The 24,398-nt window shown below is 63.0% G+C and carries 22 protein-coding genes, 1 tRNA gene and 2 pseudogenes; 12 read left to right on the forward strand and 13 right to left on the reverse strand.

Translation table 11 applies throughout. The features are described 5' to 3' along the window. Positions 1 to 133 precede the first annotated feature (133 nt). Positions 134 to 352: pseudogene (locus tag GXY01S_RS13430) on the reverse strand (IS5/IS1182 family transposase); the annotation flags it as partial. 131 nt (positions 353 to 483) lie between these two features. On the opposite strand from GXY01S_RS13430, the gene GXY01S_RS17345 reads away from it, so the two are divergent. Beyond that, positions 484 to 873, forward strand: a complete 390-nt coding sequence (locus GXY01S_RS17345) for an HNH endonuclease (RefSeq protein WP_169797748.1) — start codon at positions 484 to 486, stop codon at positions 871 to 873. Positions 874 to 1,267: 394 nt separating this feature from the next. On the opposite strand, the gene GXY01S_RS13440 is transcribed toward GXY01S_RS17345, so the two are convergent. Together GXY01S_RS13440 and GXY01S_RS13445 are read right to left on the reverse strand one after the other, a co-directional pair. Next, positions 1,268 to 2,458 (reverse strand): IS91 family transposase, encoded by a 1,191-nt coding sequence (locus GXY01S_RS13440; RefSeq protein ID WP_061275862.1) that lies wholly within the window; start codon positions 2,456 to 2,458, stop codon positions 1,268 to 1,270. A gap of 19 nt (positions 2,459 to 2,477) precedes the next feature. Beyond that, the gene (locus GXY01S_RS13445; RefSeq protein WP_255210448.1) at positions 2,478 to 3,218 is read right to left on the reverse strand and encodes a tyrosine-type recombinase/integrase; all 741 of its coding nucleotides are present in this window, start codon (positions 3,216 to 3,218) and stop codon (positions 2,478 to 2,480) included. Between the two features lie 79 nt (positions 3,219 to 3,297). Here GXY01S_RS13445 and GXY01S_RS13450 point away from each other — a divergent pair, with 79 nt between their 5' ends. After that, positions 3,298 to 4,524 (forward strand): IS256 family transposase, encoded by a 1,227-nt coding sequence (locus GXY01S_RS13450; protein ID WP_061275864.1) that lies wholly within the window; start codon positions 3,298 to 3,300, stop codon positions 4,522 to 4,524. Between the two features lie 417 nt (positions 4,525 to 4,941). Here GXY01S_RS13450 and GXY01S_RS13455 read toward each other — a convergent pair whose 3' ends face one another. Beyond that, positions 4,942 to 6,441, reverse strand: a complete 1,500-nt coding sequence (locus GXY01S_RS13455; protein WP_061275866.1) for an FAD-dependent monooxygenase — start codon at positions 6,439 to 6,441, stop codon at positions 4,942 to 4,944. Between the two features lie 229 nt (positions 6,442 to 6,670). On the opposite strand from GXY01S_RS13455, the gene folD reads away from it, so the two are divergent. Beyond that, a complete protein-coding gene (gene folD / locus GXY01S_RS13460; protein WP_061275895.1) occupies positions 6,671 to 7,588 on the forward strand; it encodes a bifunctional methylenetetrahydrofolate dehydrogenase/methenyltetrahydrofolate cyclohydrolase FolD in 918 nt (305 codons plus the stop codon). Continuing rightward, the gene (locus GXY01S_RS13465; protein ID WP_061275868.1) at positions 7,585 to 8,337 is read left to right on the forward strand and encodes a methylenetetrahydrofolate reductase; all 753 of its coding nucleotides are present in this window, start codon (positions 7,585 to 7,587) and stop codon (positions 8,335 to 8,337) included. The genes folD and GXY01S_RS13465 overlap by 4 nt, the downstream gene beginning before the upstream one ends. A gap of 21 nt (positions 8,338 to 8,358) precedes the next feature. On the opposite strand, the gene GXY01S_RS17355 is transcribed toward GXY01S_RS13465, so the two are convergent. Both GXY01S_RS17355 and GXY01S_RS13480 read right to left on the reverse strand, forming a co-directional pair. Then, positions 8,359 to 9,110, reverse strand: a protein-coding gene (locus tag GXY01S_RS17355) for an IS5 family transposase (protein WP_110570443.1) whose coding sequence is annotated in 2 segments (ribosomal slippage) — positions 8,359 to 8,780 and positions 8,780 to 9,110 — 753 coding nt in all. Because the reading frame shifts where the segments join, the coding sequence is not laid out codon by codon here. A 170-nt stretch (positions 9,111 to 9,280) separates the two neighbouring features. After that, entirely contained in the window at positions 9,281 to 9,856 is a 576-nt protein-coding gene (locus GXY01S_RS13480; RefSeq protein ID WP_061275870.1) for an NUDIX domain-containing protein, read from the reverse strand. A 212-nt stretch (positions 9,857 to 10,068) separates the two neighbouring features. Here GXY01S_RS13480 and GXY01S_RS13485 point away from each other — a divergent pair, with 212 nt between their 5' ends. The 3 genes from GXY01S_RS13485 to GXY01S_RS13495 all read left to right on the forward strand — a co-directional run bounded on the left by GXY01S_RS13485 (position 10,069) and on the right by GXY01S_RS13495 (position 12,026). Further along, on the forward strand, positions 10,069 to 11,262 hold the full coding sequence (locus GXY01S_RS13485; protein WP_061275901.1) for an MFS transporter: 1,194 nt from the start codon (positions 10,069 to 10,071) through the stop codon (positions 11,260 to 11,262). Positions 11,263 to 11,308: 46 nt separating this feature from the next. After that, entirely contained in the window at positions 11,309 to 11,893 is a 585-nt protein-coding gene (locus GXY01S_RS13490) for an LOG family protein (RefSeq protein ID WP_061275872.1), read from the forward strand. Positions 11,894 to 11,949: 56 nt separating this feature from the next. Then, positions 11,950 to 12,026 (forward strand) — tRNA-Pro (locus GXY01S_RS13495). Between the two features lie 128 nt (positions 12,027 to 12,154). Here GXY01S_RS13495 and treF read toward each other — a convergent pair. Next, entirely contained in the window at positions 12,155 to 14,521 is a 2,367-nt protein-coding gene (treF, locus tag GXY01S_RS13500; RefSeq protein WP_370664439.1) for an alpha,alpha-trehalase TreF, read from the reverse strand. 555 nt (positions 14,522 to 15,076) lie between these two features. Between treF and tldD the strand changes: the two genes are divergently transcribed. Next, the gene (gene tldD / locus GXY01S_RS13505) at positions 15,077 to 16,537 is read left to right on the forward strand and encodes a metalloprotease TldD (RefSeq protein WP_061275876.1); all 1,461 of its coding nucleotides are present in this window, start codon (positions 15,077 to 15,079) and stop codon (positions 16,535 to 16,537) included. 173 nt (positions 16,538 to 16,710) lie between these two features. On the opposite strand, the gene GXY01S_RS13510 is transcribed toward tldD, so the two are convergent. From GXY01S_RS13510 to GXY01S_RS13520, 3 genes are read right to left on the reverse strand one after another with little or no spacing between them, the layout of a single operon-like run. Then, positions 16,711 to 17,457, reverse strand: a complete 747-nt coding sequence (locus GXY01S_RS13510; protein ID WP_061275878.1) for a pyridoxine 5'-phosphate synthase — start codon at positions 17,455 to 17,457, stop codon at positions 16,711 to 16,713. After that, a complete protein-coding gene (gene pdxA / locus GXY01S_RS13515) occupies positions 17,454 to 18,443 on the reverse strand; it encodes a 4-hydroxythreonine-4-phosphate dehydrogenase PdxA (RefSeq protein ID WP_061275880.1) in 990 nt (329 codons plus the stop codon). Before pdxA ends, GXY01S_RS13510 begins: the two co-directional genes overlap by 4 nt. After that, positions 18,436 to 19,842 (reverse strand): M20/M25/M40 family metallo-hydrolase, encoded by a 1,407-nt coding sequence (locus tag GXY01S_RS13520; RefSeq protein WP_061275882.1) that lies wholly within the window; start codon positions 19,840 to 19,842, stop codon positions 18,436 to 18,438. The genes pdxA and GXY01S_RS13520 overlap by 8 nt, the downstream gene beginning before the upstream one ends. 35 nt (positions 19,843 to 19,877) lie before the next feature. Between GXY01S_RS13520 and GXY01S_RS13525 the strand changes: the two genes are divergently transcribed. Beyond that, positions 19,878 to 20,513 carry a hypothetical protein gene (locus GXY01S_RS13525; RefSeq protein WP_146222792.1) on the forward strand — a complete coding sequence of 212 codons (636 nt, stop codon included), beginning with the start codon at positions 19,878 to 19,880 and terminating at the stop codon, positions 20,511 to 20,513. A 133-nt stretch (positions 20,514 to 20,646) separates the two neighbouring features. Here GXY01S_RS13525 and GXY01S_RS13530 read toward each other — a convergent pair whose 3' ends face one another. Continuing rightward, the gene (locus tag GXY01S_RS13530; protein ID WP_061275885.1) at positions 20,647 to 20,934 is read right to left on the reverse strand and encodes a hypothetical protein; all 288 of its coding nucleotides are present in this window, start codon (positions 20,932 to 20,934) and stop codon (positions 20,647 to 20,649) included. 121 nt (positions 20,935 to 21,055) lie between these two features. Here GXY01S_RS13530 and GXY01S_RS13535 point away from each other — a divergent pair, with 121 nt between their 5' ends. The 3 genes from GXY01S_RS13535 (at position 21,056) to GXY01S_RS13545 (ending at position 22,940) form a co-directional block, all read left to right on the forward strand. After that, a complete protein-coding gene (locus GXY01S_RS13535; RefSeq protein ID WP_061275887.1) occupies positions 21,056 to 21,472 on the forward strand; it encodes a LapA family protein in 417 nt (138 codons plus the stop codon). Positions 21,473 to 21,512: 40 nt separating this feature from the next. Then, positions 21,513 to 22,232, forward strand: coding sequence for an orotidine-5'-phosphate decarboxylase (gene pyrF, locus GXY01S_RS13540; RefSeq protein WP_061275889.1), 720 nt, complete (start codon positions 21,513 to 21,515; stop codon positions 22,230 to 22,232). A gap of 81 nt (positions 22,233 to 22,313) precedes the next feature. Then, positions 22,314 to 22,940 carry a phosphoribosylanthranilate isomerase gene (locus GXY01S_RS13545; protein ID WP_061275891.1) on the forward strand — a complete coding sequence of 209 codons (627 nt, stop codon included), beginning with the start codon at positions 22,314 to 22,316 and terminating at the stop codon, positions 22,938 to 22,940. A 51-nt stretch (positions 22,941 to 22,991) separates the two neighbouring features. Here GXY01S_RS13545 and GXY01S_RS13550 read toward each other — a convergent pair whose 3' ends face one another. Together GXY01S_RS13550 and GXY01S_RS13555 are read right to left on the reverse strand one after the other, a co-directional pair. Then, on the reverse strand, positions 22,992 to 23,390 hold the full coding sequence (locus GXY01S_RS13550) for a hypothetical protein (RefSeq protein ID WP_061275893.1): 399 nt from the start codon (positions 23,388 to 23,390) through the stop codon (positions 22,992 to 22,994). A gap of 298 nt (positions 23,391 to 23,688) precedes the next feature. Beyond that, a pseudogene (locus GXY01S_RS13555) lies at positions 23,689 to 24,345 on the reverse strand (transposase); the annotation flags it as partial. Between the last annotated feature and the right edge of the window lie 53 nt (positions 24,346 to 24,398).

Consider the following 24,398-nt stretch of genomic DNA (forward strand, 5'->3'; position numbering starts at 1 on the left):
TTGTGCGGACCACGCGGCCAGCCAGAACCTGGTCCAGAACATCGTCAGGGATGATGGGTTTCTTGCGTCGGGCCATGATGCTGCTCCTTCTTTCGCATCAAACGCCCAAACACGAAATTTAGGATAGGCCCAAAATCCCGTTTGCATAGCTGACGATCAGAAGTGCGAGCATCAGGCGCGGATGATACTGCGCCTTGCCTCCCGTGCGCACTGGCACGCAGAACGCACTCATCGGAACCCGCTCAACGGCTGCGACAACGAAATGCGCCATATCGTCAGCCGGAAGCCACGACTTCAGATCAGGCGGCAGAAGATACGGCTGAGACCGGTCAAACGGGATGAAGCTGCTCATCTCACCACCTTACAACCTTACCCCTTCACTGGGTACCCCAACCCGACAGGCTGCTAGAAGACACTGCAATAGCGCATGATATTACAGATATTCTCAAATCAGACGTAAGCGAAACGATAAAGCAGCGTCTTGTGAATGCACGTGTTGGGCAAGGACAATTTCGTGAGAACCTTCTTGAGCGCTGGAATAATACATGCGCGGTCACTGGATGCAGGATACCTGAAGTCCTTCGGGCTTCGCATATCAAAGCGTGGAAGCATTCCAACGATATTGAAAGACTCGATGTTCATAATGGAATTTTGTTGGCCGCATCTCTTGATGCATTATTTGACGAATACCTCGTAACATTCAAAAATGATGGTACCATGCGAGTTAATGGACGCATTGAAAAAAATGATCTTGATAATTTACGTATTCCGCAAGGCGTGAGGATACATTTTCAAGATCAAACGAAAGTCTATTTGAAAGCACATCAAGCCGAGTTTGAAAAAACTTCCAATGGTAACTCATTCGATTGGTAGATGCTTTTGAGAGCGCAGAGAGCAGAACATTCGCTCATAAGGCCGATTTTATCATACTATTATCGGGTAGCAGTCATTCTGCTATCCCCTGAAGGGTTTCGGGCGCCGCGAGGCGTACGAAAGTCTGGGAAGACCGAACCCGCGACACCGGGACTCAGTTATGGGGAATTTGCAACTGGCGCCACCCCGGGGGAGAGGCTGAGCCAGAGCATACAGGTGCGTTTGTGGAACTGGAACGGGTTTTTGTGACCGGATCTGCATGACGCGATGTCAGAACTGGCAGTATAGGCAGCGATTTTCCCGGGTTTTCCAGTGATGCGTACAGGAGATACGGTTTGTCGGAGCGATGCCACTCCGATATCGGGATCGGTCATGCTGTAATCTCTGCGGGCTGTCATGGTGATCCCCCGGCCGGATCAGTCGCCCGTGGTGGTCCTCGGGGCTGGCACCATCGGGGAAGGATCTGGATGACGACCATCGGACCACCACAGCATGGGCACGGCGGTGGCGTAACCGGTTCGGCTTCCCGGACTTCCGGCGCTGGTGTGGATATGACATTCAGCAGTTCCCGCACCCGGGCGAGGCTGGCCTTGCGGCTGGAACTGGCCAGCAGGCCATAATGGCGGATGCGATGAAATCCCCGGGGCAGGACATGCAGCATGAAGCGGCGAATGAACTCATCCGTGGCGAGTGTCATGACCTGCTGCTGATGGGCCGTATCCCGCCGGTAGTCCTTGTAGCGGAACGTCACACCGTTTTCGTTGAACGCCAGGAGGCGGCGGTTCGATATGGCGACGCGATGGGTATAGCGCGACAGGTAGGCCAGTACCGCTTTGGGACCGGCAAAAGGAGGTTTGGCGTAGACGACCCAGCGCGTGCTGCGCACAGGCGCCAGATACCGCAGAAAGGCACGGCGGTCTGCCAGAGGGGCAAGCTGCCCCCGGAAGGCCAGCCGGTCGGCATCGAAAAGTGCGCGCAGCCGGGTCAGGAACAGGCGGCGGAACAGTTTGCCCAGCACGCGAACGGGCAGCAGGAAAGCCGGGCGCGATGAGATCCAGCGCTGGCCATCGGGCGACAGGCCGCCGCCCGGCACGATCATGTGCACATGGGGATGGTGGGTCAGCGCCGAACCCCAGCTGTGCAGCACGGCGGTGATGCCGATGCGCGCGCCCAGATGCCGGGGATCGGCGGCGATCGTCATCATCGTCTCCGAGGCGGCCTGGAACAGCAGGGCGTAGAGAACGGCCTTGTTCTGGAGCGCGATGTCGGCGATCCGCGCAGGTAGGGTGAAGACGACATGGAAATACCCGACCGGCAGCAGATCGGCCTCCCGCTCGGCCAGCCATGTCCGCGCGGCGTTCCCCTGGCAGCGCGGACAATGACGGTTGCGGCAGCTGTTATAGGCGATCCGCCAGTGTCCACAGTCCCCGCAGGCCGCGACATGACCACCAAGGGCCGCCGTGCGGCAGTGTTCGATCGCCGACATGACCTTGAGCTGCTGCAGGGGGAGACGGCCGGCATGGGCTGACCGCCAGGCAGGGCCGGCAGCCCGGAAGATGTCCCCCAGTTCGAGGGAGGCGGACATGACCGCCCCCGCCCGGGGATCAGCCGTCGGGCCTCGCCTGCGTTGTCGCCAGCATGCCCAGCCTGTCGAGCGGACTGATGACGGCCCGCACGGTCCGTGTCGCAACTTTTGTATAAAGGGCCGTGGTCTCCAGGCGGGAATGACCCAGCAGAACCTGGATCACGCGGACATCGACACCATCCTCAAGCAGGTGCGTGGCAAAGCTGTGCCGCAGGGTATGAGGCCCCACACGTCTGGTGATCGCAGCAGCCCGCGCGGCATCGACAACCACACGATGGAGCTGCCGTGTGCTGATGGGCCTCATGGTATCCTGCCCGGGAAAAAGCCAGCCACCGGAATGCATCACGCCCTGCTGGCGTCCGGCCTTCCACCACTCCCGCAGCAGGGGCAGAAGGTCTGCCGGAAGCATGGCGTTGCGATATCGTCCCCCTTTGCCCCGTTCGACCCTGAGCAGCATGCGCTCGCTGTCGATATCGCTGATCTTGAGAGCTGCGACCTCGGCCACCCGCAGGCCTGCCCCGTAGGCGACCGACAGGGCGGCCTGATGCTTGAGGCATACGGTCGCGTTGAGCAACCGGGCAACTTCATCGCGGCTCAGCACGACGGGCAGGTTGCGGGGCTGCGCTACCCGGACCAGCTTGCGTGCAAGGTCGGGGCGGTCGAGTGTCTGGGTGAAGAAAAACCGGAGCGCCGACACGATGGCATTCATGGTCGGTGTCGGCATGCCAGCCGCGTTCTGCGCAATCTGGAACTGGCGCACATCCTTGACTGTTGCCGTGTGGGGGGGCCTATCCTAAATTTCGTGTTTGGGCGTTTGATGCGAAAGAAGGAGCAGCATCATGGCCCGACGCAAGAAACCCATCATCCCTGACGATGTTCTGGACCAGGTTCTGGCTGGCCGCGTGGTCCGCACGATGTCAGACGCAGATGCCCTTCTGGGCGATATGAAGAAAGCCCTGGCGGAGCGGTTGCTCAACGCCGAACTGGACCACCATCTGGACGGCGAGACTGTGGCTGGTCGCCCGAACTGTCGCAATGGCTATGGGCAGAAGACGGTGCTGACGGATGCCGGTCGGGTACGGCTGGACATCCCCCGTGATCGGGCGGGAACGTTCGATCCGCAACTGATCGCCCGCTACCGGCGGCGGTTTCCCGGCTTCGACGATCGGATCATCTCGATGTATGCGCGTGGGATGAGCGTACGTGAGATCCAGGGCCATCTGCTTGAAATCTATGGGATGGAAGCTTCGCCGGACCTGATCAGCGTCATCACTGACGCCGTTCTGGACGAAGTGGCAGCCTGGCAGAACCGGCCGCTGGAGGTGGTCTATCCGGTGGTGTTCTTCGATGCCCTGCGGGTGAAGATCCGTGACGAAGGCATGGTGCGCAACAAGGCGGTGCATATCGCCCTGGGCATACGCGCCGACGGCACGAAGGAGGTCCTCGGCCTGTGGATCGAGCAGAACGAGGGCGCCAAATTCTGGCTCCGTGTCATGAACGAGCTACGCCATCGTGGCGTCGAGGATATCCTGCTGGCCGTGGTTGACGGGCTCAAGGGCTTTCCCGACGCCATCCGCGCGGTTTTTCCCGAAGCCCTTGTGCAGACCTGCATCGTTCATCTGCTGCGCCATTCGCTGGATTTCGTCGCCTGGAAAGACCGCAAATCCGTGGCCACGGCTCTGAAGGATATCTACCGGGCGGTGGACGCCGAGACTGGAAAAACCGCCCTGGCCGCCTTTGCCGAAAGCCCCTGGGGTCGGAAATACGCAGCGATCGTCCAGTCCTGGGAGCGGGCCTGGGAGGAGGTCATTCCCTTCTACGCCTTCCCTGCCGACGTCCGGAAACTGGTCTATACGACCAATGCCATAGAAGCGCTGAACGCCAAGCTCAGGCGGGCCGTCCGGGCCAGAGGGCATTTCCCCAATGACGACGCGGCTCTCAAGCTCCTCTTTCTGGCCTTGAACCGGGCCGAGAAAGAATGGATCATGCCCCCAAGGGAATGGTCTATGGCAAAAGCCCAGTTCGCCATTCTCTTCGGTGACCGCTTCGCCCGCGCCACCGTCTGATCAATAACGTGAACAACGCCTCTTACACGAAATTCCTGACAGTCCCGTGTGGGGTGAGCGGCCCAGAAACGTGGCGAAACGGCCGACATCGCGAAGGTAATTGCGCTGCGTCTCCCGGGAGAACCGCCGCACCGCCATGTCATCAAGCAGGCGCTGGCGAAGGGGACTGATTGCAGCAATGCACAGGGACTCTGTCATCATCCGGCTCCTTCTGGTGGGAAGAAGCCAGAGTGCTTGGCCCGATCAGGACAGTTCCAAATAAAACAGATCGCTCACACCGTGGTGACAGGCCTGCACACCGCACCAATCCCGCGCAGCGGGTTCGTTCTCCCGGCCCAAACCGGACATGATGGCGGCCGTGGTTAATGTCGTAGATGAGGACGACTACCGCCCATCCGGTTTCATAACCGGGCACCATCAATGTCTCTCAATTTCATCACAAGTCCTGATGTTCCGATCGCCTGCCACACCAGTCAGGGCCATGTCGATGACCGTCCAGTTCCCACTTTTCGCAGCAGCAGCGACGTAGCCATCGGGTCGTATCAGCCAGATACCGTTTTCATCCGGTGGCAGGCATGGTTCGGGCATCAGCAGGGCTGGATGGCGTGCGATCATGGCTCGCGCTTCGGCGCTGTTTCTGGCCGCAAGCACAAAGCGGGGCGGCCTATTGCCTTGTTTGGAACTGCATCGTGAAACCAGTCGCTGCCCCGGCCCGGGGCCACGTAGCCCCCGGGCTGAACCCATGTTGAGAGGGCTGTCCGGGTAGTCGATCAGGATTCCGGAAAGCCGATTGGCAACGGCACGGCGGACTACGGGAATGCGGAAGCCCTGCTTTACAATGAAATTGCGCACCCTCTGCGCCAGAGGGCTTCTGAGCAGGACAATTCTGGTCATGCGGCTGGAATCCGACAGGATCTGCCGCGCAACGCCGCTGCGTTCGCTACTGTAACTGTCCAGCAGCCACGGGCTGGCGTCCTGCCGCTCGACAAGGGCCAGCTTCCACGCAAGATTGAAGGCATCCTGCATGCCCATGTTCATGCCCTGACCACCGGCCGGACTATGAATATGGGCTGCATCGCCAGCCAGGAATGCGCGGCCCTTGCGGTAATCCCTGACCTTGCGTTCATTGACCCCGAAATCCGACAGCCATACCGGATCGGACAGGATGACCCCGCCCGGTCCCCGCCGGTCAACAATTGCCTGCATTTCCCCAAGGTCAGGCATATGTAATGCAATCGAACCGAGATCGGCGATGATACGGTAATGCCCCCGCGAGATCGGAAAGAACATGACAGCGCCATCCGGATGCCAGAAAATCGCTGGCTCGTCTGGCGGGATCGCAAGGCCGGCCACATGCACGTCAGCAATGACAAATCCCGTGGGCAGCGTGTCTCCCTCAAAGGCAAGGCCCAGCCTGCTGCGCACAAGGGAATGCGCACCATCGCATCCAACAAGCCAGGCCGCTTCCACGGTCTCGATCCTGCCGTCCGCATGCCTGAGCGTGCAGGACACACCGTCATCCCCGCCAACGAAGTCGGTCAGTTCGGTTTCACGTTCGACGGTATGGCCAAAAGCCCCGAGATGGCCTGCCAGCAACCGTTCGGTTTCCGATTGCGGGATCATCAGCAGGTAATTGAAGGAGGAGGCGATCGTGCCGAACGGGATCCGGGCCAGTGTCCTGTTGCCCGCATGAATGCTCACGGCATCCGCACGCAGCCCGGTGGCCATAAACGCATCGGCACAGCCCGCTGCATCAAGCAGTTCCAGTGTCCGGGGCCAGATGGCAAGGGCGCGCGATTGCGTGGTGCGGGCCGCCAGCCTGTCGATAATCCTGACAGGCATGCCGTACCGGGCCAGTTCGGCGGCCATGATCAGGCCGACAGGCCCCGCACCGACAACAAGAACGGGCTTCGACATGGTTTTATCCAAAGGAAAAGGAACTGTCCGGCCATATGCACGGATGCCACCACGTTAACGCCAGATGCAGCCGGAGTGTTCCTGCCTGCATTCGGGCAGGCAGGCGGTCACGGCCAGGAAAAACGGCGGCTTTACTCCCGTTTCCTTAAAAAAACGGCCCACCCTGATTGTCGTGGCAGGGCTTCTTGCCGTATCTGCACGCATTGCATGTTCGTTTCCGGAGGGGATGATGACCGGTCCAGCACTATCCGATGCCCAGGGGTCGTCTCGCGCGCGCCTGATTGATGGCAAGGGCTTCGCCGCCCGCCTTACACAGGATATCGCAGCCGATGTCAGTGCCTTTTATGAAAAGCACCACGTCACCCCCGGCCTTGCCGTGGTGCTGGTGGGCAATGACCCCGCCAGCGAGGTCTATGTGCGCAACAAGGCGCTCCAGACCCATCGGGCGGGCATGCGCTCGTTCATGCACATGCTGCCCGCCACCACCGCGCAGGAGGAACTGCTCAGCCTGATCGCGCGGCTCAATGTCGATCCCGAGATCCACGGCATCCTCGTGCAGTTGCCCCTGCCTGCGGGGCTTGACCCCGTGGCCGTGACCAACGCCATTGCGCCTGAAAAGGACGTGGACGGGCTGGGCGTGGTCAATGCAGGCCGGCTGGCGCTGGGGCTGCCGGGCATCGTGCCGTGCACGCCGCTGGGCTGCCTGCTGCTGCTGCGCCATTACGTGGGTGACATGCGTGGCAAGGACGCGCTGGTGATCGGGGCCTCGAACCTCGTGGGCCGTCCCATGGCCGAACTGCTTTTGCAGGAGGGCTGCACCGTCACCGTGGCGCATATCGACACGCGCGATACGGCGGCCCTGGCCCGCCAGGCCGATATCGTGGTGGTGGCGACGGGCGTGCGTGAACTGGTGCGCGGTGACTGGATCAAGCCGGGTGCGACGGTGATCGATGTGGGCATTTCGCGCATCACGCTGCCTTCGGGCAAGACGCGGCTGGTGGGCGATGTGAAGTTTGACGAGGTGGTAGAGCGCGCGGGCCTGATCACCCCCGTGCCCGGTGGCGTGGGACCGATGACCATTGCCTGCCTGCTGCGCAACACGCTTGATGCCGCCCGGCTGATCGTGACAGGGCAGGCACGCTCATGACCCTGACATCCGTTGAACTGATCCCGCGTGATGCGGAAACCCTGCTGCGTGATGCCAATGAAGTCGCCCGGCTGTTTCCCGATGCGGGGATGATCAATATCCCCGACCTGCTGCGCTTCCCGCTGCGCAGTTGGGAGGCGGCGCGTCTGGTGCGCCCGGTTTTTGCGCGCGTGGTGCCGCATGTCCGCGCCATCGATATTGCGCCCGACGCGCCCCTGCCGGGCGCGGATGATCCTGACCTGCGCGAAGTGCTGGTGGTCAAGGGCGACCCGCCATCGGACCTGCGCCACCGCACCTATCCCAACAGCAGCGAGAGCGTGATTGCGCGTTATCGCCGCGAGGCGCCGCATCTTGATGTCTATGCCGCGTTCGACCCGTATCGCCGCGCGCCGTATCAGGAAATGGAAGCCATTGAGCGCAAGAAGGAAGCCGGTGCCATCGGCTTCTTCACCCAGCCCATATTCGACCTGCCCATGCTCGACCTGTGCATGAACTGGCTGCATGGGGAAAACGTGTTCTGGGGCATCTCGCCCGTGGTCGGGCCCAAGTCGCGCTCGTATTGGGAGACGACGAACCACGTCATCTTCCCCCACGAGTTCGAGCCCACGCTGGAGGCCAACATCACCTTCGCCCGACGGATGATGGATGTCGTGGCCCGCGCGGGCGGCAATACCTACCTCATGCCGCTGCGCGTCAACCTTGAGCGCTACCTGACGCCGCTGCGGCACGATCAGGGCGTTTCAAACTGAAATATTGGGCCCTGTTGGGAATTATCGTGAATTGATGACTGCGGCGACCAGATGGATCATGGCTGCGAATGATCTGTCTGTCTTGTCGCTCCGCGTGGCGATGCGCTTGAACTCCTTGAGCTTGCAGAAGAAGTTCTCGATGAGATGGCGCGCCTTGAACAGGGCTTTATCGAACGGGCGTCTGTCGAGACGATTTTTGCGCTGGGGAATAACCACGCGGGCCCCCTGCGCCCGTATGGCGTCCACGATCCAGTGGACGTCGAACGCCCTGTCGGCAAGAAGTGCCCCGAAATCTGCTGGTTCAAGAAGGGGAGCAACGCCGACCGTGTCGTAATGCTGACCGGGGATGAGAGTGAAGCGGACCAGATTACCCAGGGCGTCGGTCATGGCGATGATCTTGGTTGACCATCCCGTCACGCTGCGTCCGATCGCCTGGCTTCTGGTCCCCCTTTTGCGCCCTGGCCATGGCGGTGAACCCGGACCACCGTGCCATCGATCATCGCGTATTCCATATCGGCTTCGTCAGAGACAGCTTCAAAAAGCCGTTTGAAAACACCGGCTTTCATCCAGTCCCTGTAACGGGAATAGACCGAGTTCCAATGTCCGAAATACGTCGGCAGATCCTGCCATGGACTGCCTGTCCGGGCTATCCATAAGACCGCCTCGATGAAGAGCCGGTTATCCTTCCCGCTGCGTCCCCGATCCGTTTGCTTGCCAAGGCACAGCGGTTCCATTTTCGCCCATTGGGCATCCGTCAATATCAAGCGATCCATATGCAGTTTGAAGCACACCAGGGCCCTTGTGAAAAATCAATTCCAAACAGGCCCTGATAAAAGGAAAAAGTTTTTGGTGAAGCTTTTTTCGGAAAAGCTTCGAAGAACACCGCCTTTTTTAAAAAAGGCGGTACCCGAAAACTCTTTCGGGTTCACGCTACCCACGGGGTTCAGATCCAGCCACGCGCCCGGATCAGGCCAAATGCCGCGATCGTGACCATGCAGGTGATCCGCCCGTCCAGGATCATCGCCTCCATCTCGGGCAGGGTTACGGTGTGGCAGGTAATGTCCTCTTCCGTTTCCTCGCGCTGGTGGCTGCCCTGCGTCAGCCCGGTGGCCAGGAAGGCGCGGCCCTTCTGGGTGGTGTAGCCCGCGCCCTGATACATCAGCCCCGCATCGCGCATCTGGGCGGCCATGATGCCGGTTTCCTCGCGCAGTTCGCCGCGTGCCACCTCTTCCGGCGTGGCATCGGGGCGGTTTTCCCACATGCCCATGGGCAGTTCCCACATCCGCTTTTGTATGGGATAGCGGTATTGGCGGATCAGGGTGACGCGGGGGCCTTCGGGGCCTTCCCACAAGGGCAGGATCACGACAAAATCACCGCGCTCCACCACGCCATACAACCCTTCGCGGCCATTGGGGCGCAGGATGATGTCCTCGCGCACGCGGGTCCAGGGGTTTTCATAGGCCGTGCGGGTTGAAAGCGTGGTGTAGCCGCCTGCATCGGGGGTGGGGCGTTGCGTCATGAAACCTGTCTCCTTCGTGGCCGGTTGAGGCGTGTCCATGCATCCTGCACGGGGCTGTGGTGCGGGAACGAATGGGTGCGGGTTGGTTTTTCAGTTTTTTCCATAAGCCGTATCTGGCGTTGTGCCCAAGCCCTTTTGCGGCGCGGGAAATCAGGGTTGTCATGCGCGCCGGTGTGGTGCGTTCGTTTTTCCAAGGGGAGTGCAGGCATATCATGACCGGGCCGCAGGCATCATCGGCGTCACCGACACGGCGGATACTGCCCGTCGTGCTGTTCAATCTGCTGTGCTACATCGATATCGGCCTGCCGATGGCGGTTATTCCCGTTTTTGTGCATCAGGTGCTGGGCTATAATACCGTGCTCGCGGGCATGGCGGTCTCGGTGCAGTATCTCGCCACCTTCGCCTCGCGCGCAGGCGCGGGGCGGCAGACCGACCGGCGCGGCGCCAAGCCCACGGTCATCGTGGGGCTGGCCATGTGCACGTTCTCGGGGCTGATGCTGCTGGCCTCGGGCGTGCTGCTGCATTTTGCCACGCTGTCGGTCGGGCTGCTGATCCTGAGCCGCGTGCTGCTGGGCATAGGCGAAAGCTGGACGGCAACGGGCGCCATCATGTGGAATATCGGCCGCGTGGGGGCAGGGCGCACCGCGCAGGTCATCTCGTGGAATGGCGTGACCTCCTATGGCGGCATCGCCCTTGGCGCGCCGATCGGGCAGATCCTGTCCGGCCTGCCCATGCCCTATGGGGGGCTGACGCTGGTGGGCGCGCTCTCGGCGGGGCTGACGCTGTTCGGTTTCGTGCTGGCGCGGCAGTATGCGCCCGTGCCGCCCGTGCCTGCCAAGGCACCGCCCATGCCGTTCGGGCAGGTATTCATGCGCGTGCTGCCCCATGGCGCGGTGCTGGCCTGCGGGTCGGTGGGGTTTGGCACCATTTCCGCCTGCCTTGCACTGTTCTATGCCCATAACAACTGGAATGGCGCCGCCGTGGCGCTGGCCGGTTTTGGCCTGACCTTCGTGATGATGCGCTTTTTGTTCGCCCGGCAGATCGACCGCCGGGGCGGGTTGCAGGTTACCCTCATTTCCCTGCTGGTGGAAACGCTGGGCCTGGGCGTTTTGTGGCAGTGCTCGAGCGTGGAGGGCGCAGCCCTTGGCGCGGCGCTGACCGGGGCCGGGTTCTCGCTGGTATTCCCCGCCATGGGGGTGCTGGCCGTGGGCCGCGTGGGGGCGGAGAACCGGGGGGCGGCGCTGGGGGCTTTTTCCGTGTTTCTGGATATTGCCGTGGGGCTGTCCGGCCCGCTGCTGGGGCTGGTGATCCAGACAATGGGCTACGGGGCGCTGTTTCTGGTCTCGGCGCTGTTTACGCTGGCGGGCGTGGGTGTCACCATGGCATTGAAATTCCTGCCGCGCTGAAAGGTGCGCGGCGCGTGACCAACCTTGCGGGAGCTGAGCAGGATAGATGCAGATTTCATCTGTAGCGGTTTTTTGTGGATCACGTTTCGGCTCAAGGCCGGAATATGCCGCCCAGTCGCGTGCGCTGGGCACGGCGCTGGGGCAGGCGGGGGTGCGGCTGGTCTATGGGGGGGGGCATGTCGGCCTCATGGGCACGGTGGCCGATGCCACGCTGGCGGCAGGGGGCAATGTGACGGGCGTGATCCCGCGCTTCCTGCATTCACGCGAGATCATGCATGAAGGTGTGACCGACCTGACCGTGACCGAGAGCATGCATGACCGCAAGGCGCGCATGTTTGCGTGCTCGGATGCCTTTGTGGTCATGCCCGGCGGCCTGGGCACGTTTGACGAGACGATCGAGATCATGACATGGCGGCAGCTGCGCCAGCATGACAAGCCGATCTACATCGTCAACATCGCAGGCTGGGCCGACCCGCTGCTGGCCATGATCGATGCCTGTATCGAGGACGGGTTCGCCTCGCCAAGCGCGCGCGACCTGTTTGCGGTGGTGCCGGATGTGGCAACCCTCATGGCCGCCCTTGCCGCACTCCCCGCGCCATCAGGCGTGCGTGATGCGGTCACGACGCTGTAAAACTTTTCATCTATCCCCTTGCGCAAAAGGGAGCAGGCTAGTATAGCCGCGTGCAACGGAGTGTAGCTCAGCCTGGTAGAGCACTGTGTTCGGGACGCAGGGGCCGGAGGTTCGAATCCTCTCACTCCGACCAGATTTGCAGGCCGATCGCCCTTGGGTGGTCGGCCTGTTTTCGTATTGAAAACACGCTTCACCAGAAACGCCTTTGTGGCTTCCGTTAAAAAAAGGGGGAGGACCTGCCGGTCTTCCCCCTGTGTCTTTTTACGGCTGGGCCGGTTGTGGCGGCGTGGCCGGGCTTGCGGGGGCGGCCTGCTGGTTGGCAGGCGCTGTCGCATCGCTGGACGGCGCGGCCGGTGCCGGTTGGGCCGCGGGTGGCGTGGTGGCTTCAGGCGCCGTTGACGGCGCGGGCTGACTGGCCGCAGGCGCGGAAGCGGGCGCAGCACTGGTCGTGCCCTGTGCCGCAGGCGTGGCAGGGGCGTTTGCAGCAGGCTGTGAGGCCTGGGCCGGAGGTGTCGCGATTTCCGCCGGGGTGGCGCTTGCCGCGGGTGCTTCAGCAGGCGGTGTGGCGGGGGCATCGGCAGGCGCTGTCTCCTGCGTGGCCGCCGGGCTGGGGGGCATTTCGGTGGCTGCGGTCGGCGCGCTGGCCCCCACGCTCGAAACCTGCGGCAGCGTGGGGGTGGGCGCCACCGGGCGCGGGGCCAGGGTCACGGTGGGCTGGTGGGTGTAGCGGTTCAGCGCATCGGCATCGCTCTGCACGCCATAGGCGTTCATGGGCGGCAGGGGCAGGGGCGAGGGCTGGTCCGCCGCCGGGTTGCGGTCAAGCACCACGCGGGTGTTCTGCGGGTAGCGGTTCATCAGGCCAAGCAGCGTGCCGTTGGTCCAGCCAAAGCCGATCTGCATCGGGTATTCGCCGCCGCCCTTGCCGCCCTTGGGGCTGATATAGGGATTGACCACGTCATATTTTTCCAGCAGCACGCCCGATTTTTCGTAGGTGCCGATCACGCGGCCCATCCAGCGCGCCGCGATGTCGCTGGCAAGCTGGTCATAGCCATACTGGTTGAAGCCCTTGACCGCCATCCACTGCAGCGGGGCCCAGCCATTGGGTGAATCCCATTGCTGGCCGCTATTGGTGCGCTCGGTGGCGATCAGGCCGCCTACCTTGAGCAGGTTCTTGCGCACGGTTTCCGATACGGCCTTGGCCTGCTCGGGCGTTGCCATCTGCAGGAACAGCGGCACGACCGTGGCGCCTGACAGGATGGAGGTCGATTCCCCCTTTTTCCAGTCATAATCGATATAGGCCGCGCGGCGCTCATCCCACAGGATGCGCTGTGCCGCGTTGATGCGCTCTTCGGCCAGATGCGCGTAGCGGGCGGCCTCTTCCTTGTTGCCCTTCAGGTCATAGGCGTGGGCCAGGGTCTGCTGCAGGTGCGGGATGAGGAAGTTGAGTTCCACGGTCAGCAGTTCCGTGGTGTGGATGGTGGAGAGCGTATGCCCATCCGCCAGCCAGCGCGAGCTGAAGTCCCACCCCGTCTCGGAGCCTGCGCGGAGATCGCGGTACACCTCGTTCTTGGGGCGGCCGGATTCAGCGGCCGTGGCGATGTCCTGCGGGTAGCTTTCATCACGCGGGGTGTCGCGGTCATCCCAGTGGCGGTTCATGATCGTGCCATCGGGCAGGCGCACCACATGGCGGTAGGCGCCACCGGGGGCGACCGAATCCTGCCCGTCCATCCAGTAGTCGTATTCCGCCTGCAGTTCGGGCAGGAAGGTGGTGTAGGCCACCTGGCCATCATGCATGGCCAGCAGGTCGACCATCAGCGAGAAGAACGGTGCCTGCGAGCGGCTGAGGTAATAGGTGCGGCTGCCGTTGGGGATATGGCCGTACCGGTCGATCATCGAGGCCATGTCGCGCACCATGTCGCGCATGAGGTCGATCTTCTGGTTTTCGTACAGCCCGATCATGGTGAAGTAGCTGTCCCAGTAATACAGCTCACTGAAACGGCCGCCGGGCACCACGTAGGTGAAGGGGAGCGGCAGTTGCGAGGAGTAGGCCACCTGCGTGTCGGGCGGGCGGCTGAGCACTTCCCACATGCCCACGATGTAGTCGCGCACGTTTTCATCGGGCGTGCGCTGGTAGGAGACGGTCTTGCGCTCGGGCAGGGTGAAGTGCTGGGCCACGAAATCCTTGAGCGAGAAATCAGGGCGCTGGCGGGCAAGGTTGTACTGCGCCATCAGGTCGGCGGGCGCTTCATCGGGTATGGCGTCGGCCGCGGTCTTGGCATCGGTGTAGATATGCGCCTCACCGATGGCCTGGAACAGGCCATCGAGGGCGATCGAGGGCGGGCGCAGGTCCTGTGCCAGGGCCGCGAGTGCTGCGGCATCGGACAGCAGGGCATCGGCTGGCGGGACCGGGCTGCTGCCGCTCGATGCCGGGCCATCCTTGTGCATGGTCTGGGCAGGCTGGGTGCCCGGCGGGGTGGCATCGGCATGGTCGGCGCTGCCCGGGCTAGCCGGCATGGCCGGGGTGCTTCCCTCCTGCGGTGTCGCGGGCGCGCTGCCGCCGGCTTGCATGGCGGGTGTAGCAGTACCCGGTGGGGCCTGTGGCGGCGTGGTGGTGGGCGCAGGTGGCATGCTTCCGCTCCCTGAAAGCGGTTCGGGCGTTGGCACCGAATAGATCTGCTCCCCCGCCGTGTCCGGGCTTGCGGCGGGAGCAGGGGCTGATGGTGCCGCTGCTGTCCGTTCCGTGCCGGTGGGCGCGGACGGGATGGCAGCGGGAGGCTGGACCGGAGGCGTCTGGGCAGCGGGCGTGGCCTGCGTGGACTCAGGCGCTGTCTGGGCCAGTGCGGGCGCACCCGCGTAAAGAAGGCTGGCCAGCACGAGCCCGGCCTGACGGGGCGCGGACCGGGACAGGTTTGAACCGCACAGGAGTAAAACTTTCACGAGACGCCAATTCTCCAGATAATAAAAAGATAAATATGATCCCCGCACCATGCCCTGCCTTGCCCGCCTACCACAAAGGGAAACCATGCAGATGGAGGGAAGTTCATTTTCAGGCATGGTGGCTGTCATGAACATGTCCCTGCTTTTCCAGAGGGTGCGAAACCGGCTATGCTGTCTGTCCTCCCGGCCTGCGCGGCCTGAGCGTTCGTGTTTTTTTCTGTTCCGCCAAACCGGAGTCGTCTTTTCATGCCCTCATCCCTTCAGGGTCTTACCCCGCTGGCCACAACCGATGCCCTGTTCTTTGAACGCGCCGGTGCCCGCCTTGGCCGCCCCGATGCCGAGCGCCTCGTGCAGCAGGCGCTTGAAGGGATGGATGATGGCGAGCTTTTCCTAGAATATCGTGAAAGCGAAGGCATTTCGCTTGATGAAGGTGTCATCCGCTCCGCTACCTTCGATACGTCATCAGGCTTCGGCCTGCGGGCCGTGCTGGAGACGGAAACCGGCTTCGCCCATTCCGATGAAATCAGCGAAAGCGCGATCCGCCGCGCGGCCGAGACCGTAAGCCAGGTGCGCGCGGGCCGTTCGGGCACGCTGGCCGCAGGCCCCCGTTCAACCAATCACCGCCTCTACCCCGACATCAACCCGCTGGCGGAGGGCGAATTCGCCACGCGTGCAGCCATGCTGTCGGAGCTCGATGCCTATGCCCGCGCGCGTGACCCGCGCGTGGTGCAGGTGATGGCGTCGATCTCGGCGGAGTGGCAGGCCATCCAGATCCTGCGGCCCGACGGGCAGCGCATGGCCGATATCCGCCCGCTGGTGCGGCTCAACGTGTCGGTGGTGGTGGAGCAGGACGGACGGCGCGAGAGTGGCGGGCACGGGCTGGGCGGGCGTTATGCCTATAGCCGCCTGCTTGCCCCCGAAGTGTGGAAGAACGCGGTGGACGAAGCCCTGCGCATGGCGCTGGTCAACCTTGATGCCCGCCCCGCGCCCGCGGGCGAGATGGAGGTGGTGCTGGGCGCGGGCTGGCCCGGCATCCTGCTGCATGAGGCCGTGGGCCACGGGCTTGAGGGTGATTTCAACCGCAAGGGCACATCCGCCTTTGCCGGGTTGATGGGCCAGCGCGTCGCGGCCCCCGGCGTGACCGTGGTCGATGATGGTACCATTCCCGAGCGGCGCGGCAGCCTGACCATTGATGATGAAGGTACGCCAACGGGCCGCACGGTCATGATCGAGGATGGCATCCTGACCGGCTACCTGCAGGACCGCCTCAACGCCCGCCTGATGGGCGTTGCCCCCACCGGCAATGGCCGCCGCCAGTCATACGCCCATGCCCCCATGCCGCGCATGACCAACACCATCATGCTCGGCGGCGACGCCACGACCGAGGACATGATCCGCAGCACGAAGCGCGGCCTGTATGCCGTCAACTTTGGCGGCGGGCAGGTGGATATCACCTCGGGCAAGTTCGTGTTTGCCGCGTCCGAGGCCTACATGATCGAGGATGGCAGGATCACATCCCCCGTGCGCGGCGCCACCCTGATTGGCAATGGCGCGGATGCCATGACCAAGGTGACCATGATTGGCGGCGAACCCGCCCTTGACCCCGGCATCGGCACCTGCGGCAAGGCAGGTCAGGGCGTGCCGGTGGGCGTGGGCCAGCCCACCCTCAAAATGACCGGGCTGACCGTGGGTGGCACGGGCGGCTGATGCTGAACCGGGCGGAGGGGCCTGCCTTTAGAGACTGCCTGAAAAGGCAGGCCCAGTAAAACACTGAAATCATAAAAGTTTTTGGTGAAGCTTTTTTCAAAAAGCTTCGAAGAACGCTGCCTTCTTGAAAAAAGGCAGCATCCAAGAACTTCTCTCTGTCTTGCCGTGGTCTCTCACGCCCGCGCCGCAGCAATCACGGCCTTCATGTGCCCGATGACCGTGGGCAGCCCGTCAAAAATGGCCTGCCCGATCAGGAAATGCCCGATATTGAGTTCCATCACCTGCGGCAGGGCTGCGATGGGGGGCACGTTATCGTAAGTCAGGCCGTGGCCCGCATGCACTTCCAGCCCGCAACGCGCGGCATGGGTGGCCCCCGTGGTCAGGCGGCCGAGTTCCACCGCGCGGGCGGCAGCATCGGGCGCATCGGCATAGGCGCCGGTATGCAGTTCAACCACGGCGGCACCCAGTTTTGCCGCAGTTTCAATCTGCGCGGCGTCGGGGTCGATGAACAGCGAGACGCGGATGCCTGCGTCATTGAGCCGTGCAATGCGCGGGGCCAGCGTCTCGGCCTGGCCCAGCACGTCCAGCCCGCCCTCGGTCGTGACTTCCTGCCTGCGTTCAGGCACCAGGCAGCAGGCATGCGGGTGCAGGCGGGTGGCGATGGTGGTCATCTCGTCGGTCGCCGCCATTTCCATGTTCAGGGGAATGGCCAGTTCCGCGCGCAGGCGCTCGAGGTCGGCATCGCGGATGTGGCGGCGGTCCTCGCGCAGGTGCGCGGTAATACCATCAGCGCCTGATTTCTGGGCCAGCAGGGCGGCCCTGACCGGGTCGGGATGCGTGCCGCCGCGCGCGTTGCGCACGGTGGCGACGTGATCGATGTTCACGCCCAGCCGGATCGGGGCGGGAGAAGATGCGCTCATGACCTGTTCCTGTGTTCGGCCATCTGCATGGCCATGCGCAGGGCCGCGACAAGGCTTGAGGGGTCAGCCGTGCCGTGGCCTGCAATATCGAAGGCGGTGCCGTGATCGGGCGATGTGCGGATGATGGGCAGGCCCAGCGTGGTGTTGACCCCCTGCGTCATGTCGATGGTCTTGAGCGGGATCAGCGCCTGGTCATGATACATGCACATCGCCACGTCATAGCGCGCGCGGGCGGGGGGCGTGAACATCGTATCCGGTGGCCACGGGCCGCTCACATCCATGCCGTGCGCGCGCAGCGCCTCGATGGCGGGGATGATGATGGTCTGTTCTTCCGTGCCCATGGTGCCGCTTTCGCCCGCATGCGGGTTCAGCCCGGCCATGGCGATGCGTGGGTGCTTGATACCAAAATCACGCATCAGGGCCGCATGGGTGGTGCGGGTGGCGGCGATGATGCCTTCGGTCGTGAGGTCATCAAGCGCCCGGCGTAGGCTGACATGGATGGTAACGGGCACCACGCGCAGTTCCGGGCAGGCCAGCATCATCACCTCGCGCCCCGGCACGTTGCACAGGGCGGCAAGGTATTCCGTATGGCCGGGATAGGCGAACCCCGCCTTTTTCAGCACGATCTTGCTGATGGGGTTGGTCACCACGCCCGCCGCGTGCTCGTGGCGGGCGAGTTCCACCGCGCGCGCGATGGAGGTGGTGATGGCATCCGCGTTGCGGCTGTCCGGCTGGCCGGGGTGAACCGGGGCGGCCAGCGTGACCGGCAGCACCGGCACGGCATCGGCAAACACGCCCGCGGCCTCGCCAATGCTGCCAATCTCGCGCACGTTCACCCCATGGCGCCCGATCAGGGCCGCATCGCCAATCACGGCAAAGGCCGTGGCGCCAGCCCGCATGGCCCGCCAGGCGTCCGCGGTGATTTCCGGCCCGATCCCGGCGGGGTCGCCCATGGTCAGGGCAAGGGGGGGCGTGGGCTCAGGCATCGGTCGCGGCCATGGCGTGCAGGATGCGGATCCATGAGCGCATGCCCTTGTGGAAGGCGGCCAGGTCGTATTTCTCGTTGGGCGAATGGGCGCGGTCATCATCAAGCGCAAAACCCACCAGCAGGGCGGGCATGCCCAGCACGCGCTGCATGTCGGCGGCCACCGGGATCGAGCCGCCACAGCCGATGGTCACCGCAGGCGTGTTCCACTCAGCGCCCAGAGCGTCGAGGGCGGGTTGCAGGCCAAAGGCATCATCGGGCAGGGCGCTGGCCACCGATCCGCCGCAGGGCGTAAACGTGACCGTGCAGTCATCAGGCACCATGTTGCGGACATGACTGCAGAAAGCCTGGCGGATATGCACAGGATCCTGCCCGGCGACGAGCCGGAACGACACCTTGGCCACGGCCTCGCCGGGCAGCACGGTCTTGAAGCCTGCGCCCGTATAACCGCTGGAAATGCCATTGATCTCGAAGCTCGGCCTGCACCATGTCTGCTCGATGGCGGTGTAGCCTTTTTCACCCGCCGGGCGTGACAGCCCGACTTCACCCAGAAAGGTCGCGTCATCAGGCGCAATCTCGCGCCAGCGCGCGCGCAGTTCGGGGGCCGACTCCTGCACGCCCGCGTAAAAGCCGGGCAGCGTGACCCGGCCGGTCGCCTCATCACGGATGGAGGACAGGATCTGGCACAGCACCTCGGCGGGGTTGCGCGCGGCATTGCCGTAAATGCCCGAATGCAGGTCGCGGCTGGCGCAGCGCAGATGCACCTCCTCGCCAAGCATGCCGCGCAGCGTGGTGGTGATGGCGGGCACGCCGGGCAGCATCGCGGTATCGCAGATCAGGCCCACATCGGCGCGCAGTTCCGTGCGATGCGTTTCCATGAAGGGCAGCAGGCTGGGGCCGCCGCATTCTTCCTCGCCCTCGATCAGCAGCGAAATGCGCACCGGCATCTGCCCGCCTGTTGCGCGAATGGCGCGGATGGCCTCGATAAAGGTCATGACCTGACCTTTGTCATCCGAAGCACCCCGGGCCACGATGCATTTCGCGCCATTTTCTCCCGTGACCAGCTTCGGCTCGAACGGCCCGCTCTCCCACAGTTCCAGCGGGTCGACGGGCTGCACGTCGTAATGGCCATAGAACAGCACATGCGGGCCTGCGGGCGGCGTGCGGTCATGGGCGACAAGAATGGGGTGGCCGGGGGTTTCGTGCAGGGTCACGTCAAAGCCGAGGCCATCGAGTTCATCGCGCAGCCATTGTGCGGCACGGCGGCAGTCATCGGCATGTTCGGGCTGGGTGGAAATGCTGGGAATGCGCAGGAAGGCAAAAAGCCGCTCAAGGGCCGCATCGAGCGTGCGGTCGGCCTGTTCCAGAACGGGAGAAAGGGAATGGGCGGGCGCGGTCATGGAATCTCCGTTAGCTGCCATTGGCGGGTGTGTTCATGGGCCAGACCGCGCTTTATACTATACCGCCAGCACGCGCGCGGGCGGCGCGTATGACAGCAGCGGATCGTACGGGCCGTCAAGGATGCCGCCTCAACCCCGACTGGCAACGCTATGGTAAGGCAGAAGACATGATGCATGGCATTGACCCGCACGATATTTTTGATTTTGAGCATGCCTGCCTGTCGGCTGACCTCATCAGGGCCAGAAACTGGTGCTGTGTCATCGTGCGCGAGCATCCTGGCCTTGTTGGCTGCGAATGGATTGAAAAAGCCTTCAGTCGGTACGATCAGCATGAACTCTATGTTTTTTCGCTTCCGCTCAAAGCGGAGGAAAGCCGGATCGAAACAGTACAGTGCAATAAAAAATCCATATTTCACGCCATGAATGAAAATTGTGGTCTTGAATTTTCCATTTTCTCAAAAGATATGGTCAGGTTGTTTTTCAGTTCCCATGAATATTATATTGTTTGTGGAGAAAGGGATTTTGTCCAGACGGCCTATCCCGTCTCCTTTGAAACATCGAAGGACGTATTCTTCTGTGATTTCAGGGAATTGCGTACGCAGGCACGAGACTTCTTCTCATCATTATGGGATACATACGCCTGTGATGAATGCCGCCATGGCGGCGCCTGAAAACAACTTATTGATAAAAAACAACAAAAGTTTGGGTGCCGCCTTTTTTCAAAAAGGCGGCGTTCTTCGAAGCTTTTTGAAAAAAGCTTCACCAAAAACTTCCTTATGATTGCTTAACTTTTCAAACAGTCTCTTACCGGCACTGCCCGTGCAGGAAGCCCAGCGCGGGCAGGGGACGCCACGCGCGGGGCAGGTCGGCACGGCGATAGGGGCGGATGCTGTATTGCGGCACGGCCACCGCATTGCGCTCAAGGAAGGCGCGGTAAGCCGCGACCTGGCTGGTGCGCCACGCGCAATCGGCTTCGGCCGCGGCACGGGTGGCATAGATACTGGCGATGCACGTCCTGCGCCCGGTGCGGGCTTCAACCGCCCAGGATTCATCACGCCGCGCCGTGTTGCGAAAAACGACAACCTTGCCCATTGCCTCGCTCCCTGCGCCCTGTGTGATACAGGCAACCATGCCCGTGCTGCCCGATCAAGGCAGCGCCGCATGAATTGATTTTCTTGCAGGCACTGGTTGTTGGGGGTAGGGAAACAGGATCATGATCCGTCTTTTCATTACCCTGCCCGTGACCGTGGCACTCATCATTTTCGCGGCCTGCAACCAGGCGCCCGTGGAACTGTCATGGCTGCAGTGGAAATGGACGTCATCGCCCGGCGTGCTCGCACTGCTGGTGGCTGCCCTGTTCTATGCCACCGGCTCGGCCAGTGTCTGGATCGTGGTGCTGCGCCAGATCCGCCGCGCGCGCCGCGCCGAGCAGGAACTGCGCACCCTGCGCGCCAGCCTGCCTGATACCGATGCGCCGACCCGCCCGCCGGGCCTGACATCGGCCCCGGCCAATTCCCCCATGCTCAAGGCCTACGCCGCGCCCCAGCCGGTCGAGACGCCGCCCGCGCCCGAGGCGGCCCCAACCGCTGAGGCCGCCCCGCAGCTGCCCAAACCGCCCGAGCAGTCCTGATCCTGACCAACCCGCCATTTTTGCCACTGGAGCGCCGCCAATGAGCCATGGACGGTCCACCCGCCTGATCGTTGCCCTCGACACCAAGGACACCGCGCAGGCCGTAAGCTGGCGCGAGCAGGTGGCAGGGCCTGCCTGCATGGTCAAGCTGGGGCTTGAGTTCACCTATGCCTGCGGGCTTGATGCGGTGCGCGAGGCGGCAGGCGGAAGCCCGCTCTTCCTTGACCTCAAGCTGCACGACATTCCCAACACCGTGGCCTCGGCCATTGGCAGCCTTGCAGCACTCCGCCCTGCCATGCTGACCATCCATGCCAGTGGTGGCCGCGCCATGATTGCCGCCGCCCGCAAGGCGATTGACGAGACCTTTCCCGCAGATGCCCGCCCGCTCCTGCTGGCCGTGACCGTGCTGACCAGCATGGATGAAGCCGCCCTGCATGAAACCGGGGTGGAAGGCAGCGTGGTGGCGCAGGTGCTGCGCCTTGGCGCGCTGGCCATGGACTCCGGGGCGGATGGGCTGGTCTGTTCCTCGCACGAGATCGCGCCGCTGCGTGCGGCACTGGGTGATGCGCCTGTGCTGGTGGTGCCCGGCATTCGCCCCGCAGGCAGCGCTCTGGGCGACCAGAAGCGGGTCATGACCCCCGCACAGGCCAGTGCTGCCGGGGCCGACTGGATTGTGGTGGGCCGCCCCATTACCCGTGCTGCTGACCCCGCCGCTGCCGCTGCTGCGATTGCCGCCGAACTGGAAACGGCGCTTTCGTGAAAAAGCTTTGAAAGAACGCCGCCTTTTTGAAAAAGGCGGCACCCAAAAACTTTTAAACTTTAAAGTAGTGGCGGAACCACAATGACAGTCAGGGTCAAGATATGCGGCATCCGTGACGAGGCGGGACTCGATGCCGCCTGCGCTGCCGGGGCCGACTGGGTGGGGTTCGTGTTCTTCAGCCGCTCGCCCCGCCATGTCACGGCCGCGCAGGCCTTCCCGCTGGCGCGCCACCTGCCGCCTGATGGCCCACGCGCCATTGGCCTGTTCGTCCGCCCGACGGATGACGAGATCCGTCACGTGCTGGATACTGTCAGGCTGGACGGGTTGCAGATCTATGATACCGCCGCCCGTGCCGCCGCCATCCGCGCGCGCTTTGGCATGAAGGTGTGGCTGGCTGCCGGTATTGCTACCCGCGATGACCTGCCACAGGCCTGCGCGGTGGATGGGCTTGTGATTGAATCCCGCCCGCCCGCAGGCGCACAGCGCCCCGGCGGCAATGCTCAGGCCTTTGACTGGAGCCTGACCGGGGGCTGGCAGGCACCCGTGCCGTGGATGCTGGCCGGTGGCCTGCGGCCCGATAACGTGCGTGAGGCGGTGATGCGCAGCGGGGCGCGGGCGGTGGATGTCTCATCCGGGGTGGAGACGGCCCCGGGCATCAAGTCGCCTGCATTGATTGAAGCGTTCGTGCAGGCGGCCCGCAGCCTGTAGACGCTTTTGGGAACAAGGCTTTACCAGAAATTTTGATCCATTCTGAAGGATTCAGTCGTATACAACCGGGTCAAGCTCGACTTCATCTGGCAGCAGCCTGCTGGCATCAATGCGGTACAGCGTGCGTTCGGGCGCAAGCCAGCCGGGAATGGTGGTGACATCCTCATAGCGCCCAAGGACCATCAGCACGTTATCAAGGTCGAATGTGGTGGTGCCGTCCGGGTCTGTTGCCATGGGGCAGTATAACAGCAGGCCCTCGGCCATGTACTCCGTGGTTTCAACCTCAATCCACAGATCGGGCAGGTTGGAAGCGGGGTTGGCGCGTACGCGGCCCATGCGCTCCCATATGCCGTGCAGGCCGTCAATTTCCTTCAGGTCCATGATGATGTTGTACTGGCTGCGTGTCAGGAGGCACGTTTCAAGCGTATCGGCGCGGAGGAGGGAGTGCATGCGATCCTTTCCTGCCCTGTCGGGGTCGGGCATGAGGCATGACCATGCGGTTCTGCCGCCCTGATTTCAACCCTTCCGGCACCATTCCAGCCATGATGCGGATCCGCGCCAGGATAGATTGACTGGCCCTCCAAGGCTGCACGGCTCCATGGCCTGACGCACGCCACGCTGTAGGCGCGGCGGGTTGTCAGTGATGCAGTGGCATTTGATCAGGCATGGCTGATGGTGCCTTGCCAGACCGCCGGGGCGACAGACCCGTCGCTGCTGTCGGTTGGTGTATGCCGAGGCGGTAAAATCCTTCCTCGACCCATCGGCGCTGTAGCAGGATAAAGCCACGTTTGGCCTCGGGCAACCTGATAACCTCAAGGGCGATCTCCAGGGCCCGTGCTGCCCCGGCAGGTTTCTTGCCGGCGACAGAGGCCAGTTCAACGCTCCCGTCCGTCGCATCCTGAATGGCGGCGGGAAGGCGCCCCACCTCGGCGCGATCATGCCGACCGGCTGGCGTGACATGCAGGGCCAGAAGATGTCCCGGCGTGTGTACGGTCATGTGCAGCTTTGAGCCCTTTTTGCGCCTGACCCCATCCTATCCGGCGTGGGAACCGCTTTCCGGCGTCGAACGTAATGTCCGGCTGTCGAGAATGGCTGCCGTTGGCTCCACCCTGCGGCCAGAAGCGATACGCAGCACGGCACGCAGATCAGATACCAACGCGTCAAAACAACCTGCCTCCATCCAGCGACGGGATTGCTGGCAGACCGCCGACCACGGTGGAAGGTCATTCGGCATGGCGCGCCAGGCAATTCTGTAGCGGATCACGTAACGCAATCCATTGAACAGTTCGCGCAAGGCATGATGCCGTTGTTCCGCATCCTCGCGCATCAGGACCAGATACGGGACAACCGGAGACCATTCTTCGTCTGATACATCAGGGGGATACGGTTTGCGTGCAGGCGTCAGCCCTCATTACTGTACAAATCTGGCACGAAAGTACATAACGCCCTCTAGCAGTC

Source organism: Komagataeibacter xylinus NBRC 15237 (assembly GCF_001571345.1).
Classification (GTDB): Bacteria; Pseudomonadota; Alphaproteobacteria; order Acetobacterales; family Acetobacteraceae; genus Komagataeibacter; species Komagataeibacter xylinus.